At 66.6% G+C, this 9,817-nt stretch carries 10 protein-coding genes; 3 read left to right on the top strand and 7 right to left on the bottom strand.

Annotated elements, in window-relative coordinates:
• The 3 genes from lptE to BEK68_RS02925 all read left to right on the top strand — a co-directional run.
• On the top strand, nt 1-316 hold a 316-nt coding region (gene lptE / locus BEK68_RS02915; protein WP_249262887.1), incomplete at its 5' end, for an LPS assembly lipoprotein LptE.
• A gap of 3 nt (nt 317-319) precedes the next feature.
• Nucleotides 320-2,314: an acetyl/propionyl/methylcrotonyl-CoA carboxylase subunit alpha gene (locus tag BEK68_RS02920; protein WP_009239265.1), complete on the top strand. Its 1,995-nt coding sequence runs from the start codon at nt 320-322 to the stop codon at nt 2,312-2,314.
• Between the two features lie 84 nt (nt 2,315-2,398).
• Complete coding sequence (locus BEK68_RS02925; protein ID WP_009239264.1) at nt 2,399-3,985, top strand: AMP-binding protein; 1,587 nt, start codon at nt 2,399-2,401, stop codon at nt 3,983-3,985.
• A 6-nt stretch (nt 3,986-3,991) separates the two neighbouring features.
• Here BEK68_RS02925 and BEK68_RS02930 read toward each other — a convergent pair whose 3' ends face one another.
• The 7 genes from BEK68_RS02930 to BEK68_RS02960 form a co-directional block, all read right to left on the bottom strand.
• A complete protein-coding gene (locus BEK68_RS02930; protein ID WP_009239263.1) occupies nt 3,992-4,669 on the bottom strand; it encodes a TetR/AcrR family transcriptional regulator in 678 nt (225 codons plus the stop codon).
• Between the two features lie 61 nt (nt 4,670-4,730).
• Complete coding sequence (locus BEK68_RS02935; protein WP_009239262.1) at nt 4,731-5,684, bottom strand: MBL fold metallo-hydrolase; 954 nt, start codon at nt 5,682-5,684, stop codon at nt 4,731-4,733.
• A gap of 12 nt (nt 5,685-5,696) precedes the next feature.
• Nucleotides 5,697-5,963, bottom strand: coding sequence for a DUF1289 domain-containing protein (locus BEK68_RS02940; protein WP_009239261.1), 267 nt, complete (start codon nt 5,961-5,963; stop codon nt 5,697-5,699).
• Between the two features lie 8 nt (nt 5,964-5,971).
• Nucleotides 5,972-6,472: a YbaK/EbsC family protein gene (locus BEK68_RS02945; protein ID WP_009239260.1), complete on the bottom strand. Its 501-nt coding sequence runs from the start codon at nt 6,470-6,472 to the stop codon at nt 5,972-5,974.
• Nucleotides 6,473-6,494: 22 nt separating this feature from the next.
• Nucleotides 6,495-7,424, bottom strand: a complete 930-nt coding sequence (locus BEK68_RS02950) for a hydroxymethylglutaryl-CoA lyase (RefSeq protein ID WP_009239259.1) — start codon at nt 7,422-7,424, stop codon at nt 6,495-6,497.
• A 1-nt stretch (nt 7,425) separates the two neighbouring features.
• The gene (locus BEK68_RS02955) at nt 7,426-8,367 is read right to left on the bottom strand and encodes a 2-hydroxyacid dehydrogenase (RefSeq protein ID WP_009239258.1); all 942 of its coding nucleotides are present in this window, start codon (nt 8,365-8,367) and stop codon (nt 7,426-7,428) included.
• Between the two features lie 86 nt (nt 8,368-8,453).
• A partial coding sequence (locus BEK68_RS02960) for a biotin/lipoyl-containing protein (RefSeq protein ID WP_065851562.1) occupies nt 8,454-9,817 on the bottom strand: 1,364 nt, incomplete at its 5' end.

Raw genomic sequence — 9,817 nt, forward strand, 5'->3', positions numbered from 1 at the left:
GACCATCTCGTCGCTCACGCCGCAGGGTGTGGTGCGCGAGTACCGCATCACGTACCGCTTCCGCTTCCAGCTGCGCGATGCGCACGACAACCTGCTGATCCCGCCGTCGGAAATCACGCAGTTCCGCGATCTCTCGTACAACGAGACACAGGTGCTCGCCAAGGACTACGAAGAAGCGGCGCTCTACCGGGACATGCAGGGCGATACGATCAACCAGCTCGTACGGCGCCTGGGCTCGATTGGCGGCGGTGCGGACGAGGTGATGCTCGGCATCATCTGCAAGTACATGAACACGCTGCCGGGCAAGAAGGGCTGAAAGATGACCGCCCCGCATGCCGCCTTCCGCTCGATCCTCATCGCCAACCGGGGCGAGATCGCTTTGCGCATCATGCGCACGGCGCGTCGCCTTGGCATGCCCACCGTTGCCGTGTATTCCGACGCTGACCGCGATGCGCCGCATTGCCGCGCGGCCGATCTGGCGTTGCCGATCGGCGCGTCGCAACCGCAGGCGTCGTACCTGAACGTTGCGGCGTTGCTGGAGGCCGCGCGCAAGTCGGGTGCGCAGGCGGTCCATCCGGGTTACGGCTTCCTTGCAGAGAGCGATGCCTTTGCCGGCGCATGCGCGGATGCCGGCCTCGTCTTCATCGGGCCGCCTGCGGGGGCCATCCGAGCGATGGGCAACAAGGCTGGCGCCAAGCGCCTCATGGAAGCGGCCGGCGTGCCGTGCGTGCCCGGTTATCAGGGCGAGGACCAATCCGCCACACGCATGGCGGACGAAGCGGCGCGCATCGGCTACCCGGTGATGATCAAGGCGGCCGCCGGCGGCGGTGGGCGCGGCATGCGGCGTGTAGACCGGCCCGAGGCGTTTGCGGCGGCGCTGCAGTCTGCCCGCTCCGAAGCGGAGAACGCGTTTGGCTCGGGCGAGTTGATCCTCGAGAAAGCTATCGTCGAGCCGCGCCACATCGAGATTCAGGTATTTGCCGATGCGCACGGCAATGTGGTCCACCTCGGGGAGCGCGATTGCTCGGTGCAGCGCCGGCATCAGAAGGTAATTGAGGAGTCGCCGTCGCCGGCCGTGTCGCCCGAGTTGCGCGCGCGCATGGGCGCGGTGTCGGTGGCGGCGGCGCGCGCGATCGGCTACGTGGGTGCGGGCACGCTGGAATTCCTGCTCGCCCCGGACGGCGCGTTCTACTTCATGGAGATGAACACGCGCCTGCAGGTCGAGCATGCGGTGACCGAAGCGATCGTGGGCGTCGATCTGGTCGAGTGGCAGTTGCGCGTGGCGCTGGGCGAGCCGTTGCCGCTTGCGCAAGACGCCATCGACGCCCGCCGTGCACAAGGCGGCCACGCCATCGAAGTGCGTCTGTGCGCAGAAGACCCGCAGCAGAATTTCCTGCCGCAAAGCGGCACCGTCGCGCGCTGGCGTGCACCCGGAGACGTGCGCACGGACCATGCGTTGGCCGACGGGCTGGTTGTCTCGCCGTACTACGATTCGATGCTCGCCAAGATCGTCGCGCACGGCACCGACCGCGCCGATGCATGCCGGCGTCTCGCGCACGCCCTGGACGATTGCCTGCTGCTTGGCTTGCCGACCAACCGGGCGTTTTTGCGCGATTGCGTGGCGCATCCGGCGTTCCTTTCCGGCGATGTGTCGACCGCGTTCATCGACCGGCATTTCCCGGCGGCGATGCGTCAGGCGGCCGTACCCGATGCAGCGGTTTGCCAAGCGGCTGCCGTGCTGCTCACGTACCTGCGCCAGGACACCGCACGCCGCTATCCCGCAGAGCTGCATGGCTGGGCCAGCAGCCGCACGTATCCCACGCTGTGCCGCTTCACGCTCGACGGTGAAGCCATCGACATGCGCGTGCGTGCGCTCGGTGCGCAGCAATGGGAGCTGGCCTGGGACGGCGGGGCCACGCAGGTGGCGGTTGTGTCGGCGGGCGACGGTCGCGTCACGCTCGCGCTGGGCGACGCATTCCACGCGGTGGATTACGCCGTCACGGCCAGCGCTTGCCACTTCGTGCTGAATGGCATCGAACACACCGCCATCGACACCACCTACGCCAAGGCGGAGCGCAGCGGCGCACAAACTGGCAGCGGCCGCATCAGCGCACCGATGAACGGTCGCGTGGTTGCCGTACACGTGGCCGAAGGCGAGGCCGTTTGCGCCGGTCAGGTGCTGCTGGTGGTCGAGGCGATGAAGATGGAGCACAGCATTGCCGCGCCGCTCGCAGGCGAGGTGAGGGGGCTGTTCACCCAGGTCGGCGCCCAGGTTGCGCCCGGTGGGTTGTTGATGGAGATTGCCGCGGCCTGACGGCTGCATTGCCGGTCTGATCCATCGTTTTGTCGTGCTGTTCATGCGGTCAATGCAGTCAATGCAGTCCACAGGAGACGTCCCATGTCCGAAGCCACGCCAGACACCGCGCTTGAAGCCAACCTGCTGAACCGGGTGACGTTGGGCGATACGTTGCATCGCAGTGCGCGCAAGTTCGGCGCGAAGGTCGCGCTGGTCGATGGCGCCCGCCGCATGACGCATGGCGAACTCAACGCAGACAGCAATCGCTACGCGCACGCGCTGCTTGCAAGCAGCCTCAAGCCCGGCGACAAGGTGGCGATGGTGTGTGGAAACTCTGCGCAGTTCCTGGTGGCCGCGTACGGCATTCTCAAGGCGGGACTGGTGTGGGTGCCGATCAACGCGATGCTCGGGCCGGAAGACGTGCGCTACATCCTCGAACATGCCGAGGCGCGGCACGTGGTGATCGACGCGGCGCTGTACCCGGCGCTGCGCGACACGCTGGCGACGCTCGGGCTCCCGGCGCACCAATGCTTCGGTGAACCGGTTGCCGACGGGCCGCAACCGGTGGAGCAAGCGCTGCAAGGCCACGCGGACACGCTGCCCGCTGTGGTGATCGACGATCGCGATCTCGCGCTCATCATGTACACCAGCGGCACGACCGGCCGACCAAAGGGCGCGATGCATTCGCACCGCTCGGTGCATGCCGCGCTGATGTCCAACGTCGCCGGCCTGAATCTGAATGAGACCGACGTGTTCTCGTGCCTGCTGCCGATGTTCCACTGCGCGCAGTTTGCAACGGCCGCGTCCGCGATGATGGTGGGCGCCACGCTTGTCATCCAGCGCGGCTTTGATCCGGCGGCGCTGCTCGATGTGATTGCCAACGAACGCATCACGCAGCTGTTCGGCTTGCCGCTCATGTACGCCGCGCTGCTGCATCATCCGCTGCGTGCGCAGCGCGATCTCTCAAGCCTGCGCCTGTGCCTCTATGCGATGGCGCCGATGGCCAGGCCCCTGCTCGAACGCCTGATTGCCGAGGTGTGCCCCAACTTTGCCCTCGGCTCCGGGCAGACCGAAATTTTTCCGATGACGATGTACTTCGCGCCTGACCAGCAACTGCAGCGCACCGGCAACTATTGGGGGCAGCCGTGCATGGTGAACGAAGCAGCGGTGATGGACGATCAAGGCAATCTGCTCGGCCCGAACCAGTTGGGCGAGATCGTGCACCGCGGCCCGAACGTCATGCTCGGCTACTACAAGGACCCGCAGGCCACGGCCAATGCGCGCCGCTTCGGCTGGCACCACACGGGCGACCTCGGCATGTGGGATGCCGACGGCCAGCTTCAGTTCAAGGACCGCATCAAGGACATGATCAAGACCGGCGGCGAGAACGTCCCTTCGGTCAAGGTGGAAGAAGTGTTGCTACGGCACCCGGCCGTGGCGAATGCGGCAGTGGTCGGCTTGCCGCACGCGCACTGGGTGGAAGCGGTGGCCGCATTCGTCTGCCTCAAGCCCGATGCTCACGCCGATGCCGCCGCGTTGCAGGCGCATTGTCGGGCGCATCTCGGCAGCTTTGAGGTGCCCAAGCACATCGCCGTGGTCGACAAGCTGCCCATGACGGCGACCGGCAAGATCCAGAAACACGTGCTGCGCAGCGCCAACCAGACGCTGTTCGAGGGCGAGGCCCGCTAAGGAACGCTAAGCCGCCGGCTGAGGCGGCGTACGCAGGATGAACAGCACCGCCTGATCGGCGAGTGCATCGATGCTGATACCCGCGCCGGCCTGATACCACTGCGCCGTCCAGTTCAGCGCACCGAACATCAGCAGCCGATCGACAGGCGTCGGGTGGGCCCATTCGCCGGAGGCGCGCAGGCGGTCGATCACGCGCGTCCAGATGTCTTCATACCGATCCTTGAGCGCGATGATGCGTTCTTGCGCCTGCGCGTCGAGCGAGCGCCACTCGTACAGCATCACCGGAATGAAATCCTGGTGGGGCGCAAGGATCGTGTGGAGGTGCGCGCGCACGAGCTGGCGCATCGCCTCGCGCGGGGGCAGGTCTTCGATATCGATGGCTTCGATATCCGCCAGCGCCACGGTCAGACCATGTTCGATCACGGCTTGCAGGATGTCCTGCTTGGTCTTGAAGTAGTAGAACCAGCTGCCCGCATGCACGCCCGTGGCCGCCGCAATGTCGCGTACCGTGGTGTTGCCGTAGCCCTTCTCCCGGAACAGTCGGGCCGATTGCTCGATCAGCGCGCGGCGCAAGCCCTCGTTGGCGTCCTGCGCGGGGCGGCCGCGCTTGCGGCGCGGTGCTTCGGCTTCAGGGGCGGCTTCGGTGGCAGATTCGGGCGGATTGGATGTGGCGGGTTTCGGCATGCCCAGGCGAAGAGAAGAGGCGTCGCTGCATTGTAGCGGGGCACTGCCACCGCGCGGCACGTCAATCGCGGTTCAGGATGCGGCCGTGTTCGACGGTGGCGGCGCCCGCCTTGACCAGCGCCGCAATCGCAGCATCCAGCAACGTCTCCATCGATTGGGCTGCGAAGAAGCGTGCGTGCAAGCGCGGCATCAGCGTGGTCTGTGTGAACCACGCAAACAGCGCCTCGTGCGACAGCGCCTGCTGCTCCAGCAGCTTGAACTTCACCAGCACGCGGATGGCGTGCAGCGCGTTGCGTTCCGGGTCTGCCCGCAGATACGCAAGCCGCCCGAGCGATGCATCAATCGCGGCGTTGACGTTGGTGAACGGCCGGCCGTGTCCGGGAATCACCACGAGCGCATCGAGCTGCACGATGCGCTCAAGAATGGCCTGCTGTTCGGCAAAGCCACTCTCGCCTTCCAGCTCGGGAAAGATCACGCCGAAGCCACGTTCCCACAGGGCGTCGGCCGAAATCAGCACGCGCGTGTCGGGGCTGAACAGAATGACCGCGTGCGGGTCGTGCCCCGGCGCGCTGATGACCTGCCAGTCGAAGCCTCCCAGTCGGGCCGTCATGCCGTCCGACAGCCCCGCGTCGGCATCGCTGTCAGGCAACGCGAAGCGTGCGCATTCCTGGCCGGTGGGGCCGTAGCTGAGGGCGTCGGTATCCCAGCGGCGCACGTCGTCGATCTGCGCGGCGGGTACGCGCGTGTGGCTGCCGTAGAGGGCCTGCAGCGCTGCATTGCCGCCGCAGTGGTCGGAATGCAGGTGCGTGTTCAGCAGACGGCGCAGCGGCCTGCCTCGCAGCGCGTGCTGCACAAGCGCCACGGTTTGCGGCGCGTGCGTGAGGTAGCCGGAGTCGACCAGCGCGCAACCGCCGTGCGCTTCGTCATCGAAAAACAGGATGTTGTTCGACGACAGCCAGCCGCGCTCGAACACGCGCATCGAATTGGGCAAGGTGACGACGTCGTGTTCGGCCATGGTGATGAGCGGTCAGGCGCAGGGCGCGTCGTTGAGCCAGGCGCAGGCGCGCTCGGGCAAGGTTTTCCACACGGCCAGACGAGCCGCGTCATTCATGGTCGACCACGAGGCAATTTCGTCGATCGTGCGCATGCAGCCGATGCACAGGCCGCGCGCTTCGTCCATCTTGCACACGCTGATGCACGGCGATGCCACCGGCTGGGCGCGCTCGGCCTGCGGTTGGCTATTGCGCAGCTTGCCGAGCGAGCGCTTCAATTGCGCGCGGGTGCAGGCGTCCATGTGTTCGATCAGTCGCGCTGGGCGATGTCGGCCACGGGCGCGCCGGTCATGGCTTCCAGTTCGGCAGGCGTCAGGTTGAACACGGCATGCGGGTGGCCGGCCGCGGCCCACAAGCTGTCGTATTGGAACAGGTCTTGGTCGAGCAGCATCACCGGCTTGACCGCATGGCCGACCGGACACACGCCGCCGATGGCGTATCCGGTCTTCTCGCGGACGAACTTCGCGTCGGCCTTGGCAAGTGCGCCCACGTGCGCGGAAACCTTTGCTTCGTCGACACGATTGGTGCCGCTGGCGATCACCAGCACCGGCACGTCGTCTTCCGCACGGCGGAAGATGATCGACTTGGCGATCTCGGCCACGGAGCAGCCCAGCCCGGCAGCCGCTTCAGCGGAGGTCTTGCCGGTTGCCGGCAGCATCACGATGTTTTTTTCGTAGCCGAGCGTGCGCAGGTGGTCGGCCACGCGTTGAGCAGATTCAGGCAACGGAGCTTTCGTATCGGTCGCGGTCATCGTCGTTGTTCTTGATGGGGGTTCAGATGCAGGCCTGGGCGATCTGGTCCTGCAGCTTGAGCAGCAGCGCGCGACCCGCACGCGAGGCAGTCGGGCGGCCGATGGCTTGCGAGATGAAGTCGCCCGCCAGCACCACCTTGTCCAGGTCGATGCCGGTGCGGATGCCCAGGCCGTGCAGCAGGTACAGCACATCTTCGGTGGCGACGTTTCCGGTCGCACCCTTGGCATACGGGCAGCCGCCCAGCCCCGCAACTGAGGCGTGGAAGATGGCGATGCCGACTTCCAGGCTGGCGAGGATGTTGGCCAGCGCCTGGCCGTATGTGTCGTGGAAGTGTCCCGAGAGGCGGTCGATCGGGAACGTCGCTGCAGCGGCTTCCATCACGGTTTTCACCCGCCCCGCGGTGCCCACGCCGATGGTGTCGGCAATGTCGATCTCGTCGCAGCCGAGGTCGGCCATACGCTTGATGACGTCCACCACCGACGACACCGGCACTTCGCCCTGATACGGGCAGCCCAGCGAACACGAGATCGACCCGCGCACGCGAATGCCCGCATCCTTGGCGGCCTTGGCCACCGGCACAAAGCGTTCGATCGACTCGGCGATCGTGCAGTTGATGTTCTTCTGCGCAAAGGCCTCGCTGGCGGCGCTGAAGATCACGATCTCGTCCGCACCTGCTGCAGCAGCGCCTTCGAAACCTTTCATGTTGGGCGTGAGCACGGAGTACAGCGTGCCCGGCCGGCGCTGGATGCGCGCCATCACGTCGGCGCCATCGGCCATCGCCGGCACCCATTTGGGCGACACGAACGAGGCGGCTTCCACGTTGACGAAGCCGGCCTCGGACAGGCGGTTCACCAGCTCGACCTTGGTGTCCGTCGAAACTGGCGACTTCTCGTTCTGCAGACCATCGCGCGGGCCGACCTCGACCACCTTCACAAAATTCGGAATGCTCATCTCAGTAACCTCGTTGCAGATCGACGATGCCGGCAATCGGCTCGCCTGCTTCCAGCGCTCGGATCTTGCGCGCGATCTGGGCAATGCTGACCTCGCGCAGCGTCAGCGCCGAAATGTGCGGCGTGATGTGGATGCGCGGTTCGGTCCAGAAAGGGTGGTCGGCCGGCAGCGGCTCGGTGCGGAATACGTCGAGCGCGGCGCCGGCAATGTGGCCGCTGCGCACGGCGGCCAGCAGATCGTCTTCCACGACATGCTTACCGCGCGCCACGTTGACAACGAACGCGCCCGGTGCGAGTTGCGCGAGCAGTTTCGCGTCGATCACGTTTTCGGTGTCTGCCGTCAGCGGCAGCACGTTCACCAGCACGCGCGTGCCGGCGAGGAAGCCGGGCAGGGCATCGCTGCCTGAGCGGCAATCGACGCCCTCGACGTGCTTGGCGGAGCGGCTCCAGCCGCGCACCGGAAAGCCGAAGCCCGCCAGCGTCCTGGCGATGTGCGTACCGAGCACGCCGAGGCCCAGCACGCCGACGACAAACTCATCGCGGTTGAACGGCTTGAGGAAGCGCCACATCTTCGCTTGCTGCTGGCGCTCGTATTCATCGAGCCGGCGGAAGAAGCGCAGGACGGCGTGCGTGACGTATTCGCCCATCTGCGCGGCCATGCCGGCGTCGTCCAGCCGCACGATCGGCAGGCCTTCGGGGATGGCATCGGGCGCTTGCGCACGCAGGCCCAGGATGGCATCGACGCCCGCGCCGAGGTTGAACACGGCGCGCAAATCGCGGCGATCGCGCAGCATGTCGGCGGGCGGCTGCCAGACCACGGCGTAGTCGGCGTCCTGCACTGCGCCTTGCTCCCACACCGACAGGCGTGCCTCAGGAAGTGCCTGCGCGAAACCGTCGAGCCAGGGTTGGGGCTTGCCGTCGGGCGTGTAGATCTGGATGTGCATGTGGGGCGACTTCAATGCGGGTGATTGACGTATACGTCAAGCAGTGTAGCAGGGGCCGCCAAGGCGTGTGGCAGCCCCCTTGGGCTTCATTCGGCGGGCTTGAACGCCAGCAACTGCACGCCTTCCGTCACCTGATCGCCCACGCCGTACAGCACGGATTCGACGACGCCGTTGGCAGGTGCCGTGAGCGTGTGCTCCATCTTCATGGCCTCCATGACGACCAGCGGTGCGCCCTTGGTGACGGTTTGCCCCGGGGCGGCCAGCACGGCGATGACCTTGCCGGGCATCGGCGCCGTCAGCTTGCCGCCTTCGTCGTCGGCCTCGCCGGCATGGGCGAGCGGGTCGTGGCGCTCCAGCGTCCAGTGCGCACCGCCGGTGAAGACGTGGAACGTGTCGCCATCGGCATGCACCTGGCCGGTCGCCTTGTGCGTGCCGAGCGTGACGGTGAAGGTCTCTGCATGGCGCTGTGAGGTGAAGGGCGCTTCGCTGCCGCCAACTTTCAGTCGCGAGCCGTAGCGGCCGTAGATGAGCGTGGCATCGATGGACTGATCGCCATGCGTGAAACGCAGCGTGCGCTCAGCCGCGCCGTTCAGGCGCCAGCCGCTGCCGCGCGCCCACGGCGAATGCGGATCGCGCGTGTCGGTGCGCAGGCTGCGTGCCTCGCGGGCGAGCAGCGCAGCCACGGCCAGGGCGATGGCGTCTAGCGGCACGTCCGGTGCAGCGGGGAACAGCGTGTCGTGATTGCGGGCGATCAGGCCGGTATCCAGATCGGCGGTCGCAAATGGCTTCGATGCGACCAGGCGGCGCAGGAAAGCCACGTTGGACGACAGCCCCACCAGGTGGAAGCTGCCCAGCGCCTGCAGCATGCGCGCGAGCGCTTCTTCACGGTCACGGCCCCAGACGATGAGCTTGGCGATCATCGGATCGTAGTACGGGCTGATGGCGTCGCCTTCACGCACGCCGGCATCGATGCGCACGGCAGCCGGTTCGCCATTGGCTTGCGCGCCTACGGTGAACTCCACCGCCGCTGGTGTGCGCAGCACCTTCAGCGTGCCGATGGAGGGCAGGAAATCGCGGTCGGGGTTTTCGGCGTAGATGCGTGCTTCGAGCGCATGGCCGTGGATGTGCAGCTCGTCCTGCGTGCGTGGTAGCGGCTCGCCGGATGCCACGCGCAATTGCCATTCGACGAGGTCCTCGCCCGTGATCATTTCGGTCACGGGGTGCTCGACCTGCAGGCGCGTGTTCATCTCCATGAAGTAGAACGTGCCGTCTTCGTCGACGATGAACTCGACCGTGCCGGCGCCCACGTAGCCCACGGCGCGCGCGGCCGCCACGGCCGCTTCGCCCATCGCGCGGCGGCGGTCCAGCGTCATGCCCGGGGCGGGGGCTTCTTCCAGCACCTTCTGGTGGCGGCGCTGCACAGAGCAGTCGCGCTCGAACAGATAGACAG

This window comes from Ralstonia pickettii, assembly GCF_001699815.1.
Classification (GTDB): Bacteria; Pseudomonadota; Gammaproteobacteria; order Burkholderiales; family Burkholderiaceae; genus Ralstonia; species Ralstonia thomasii.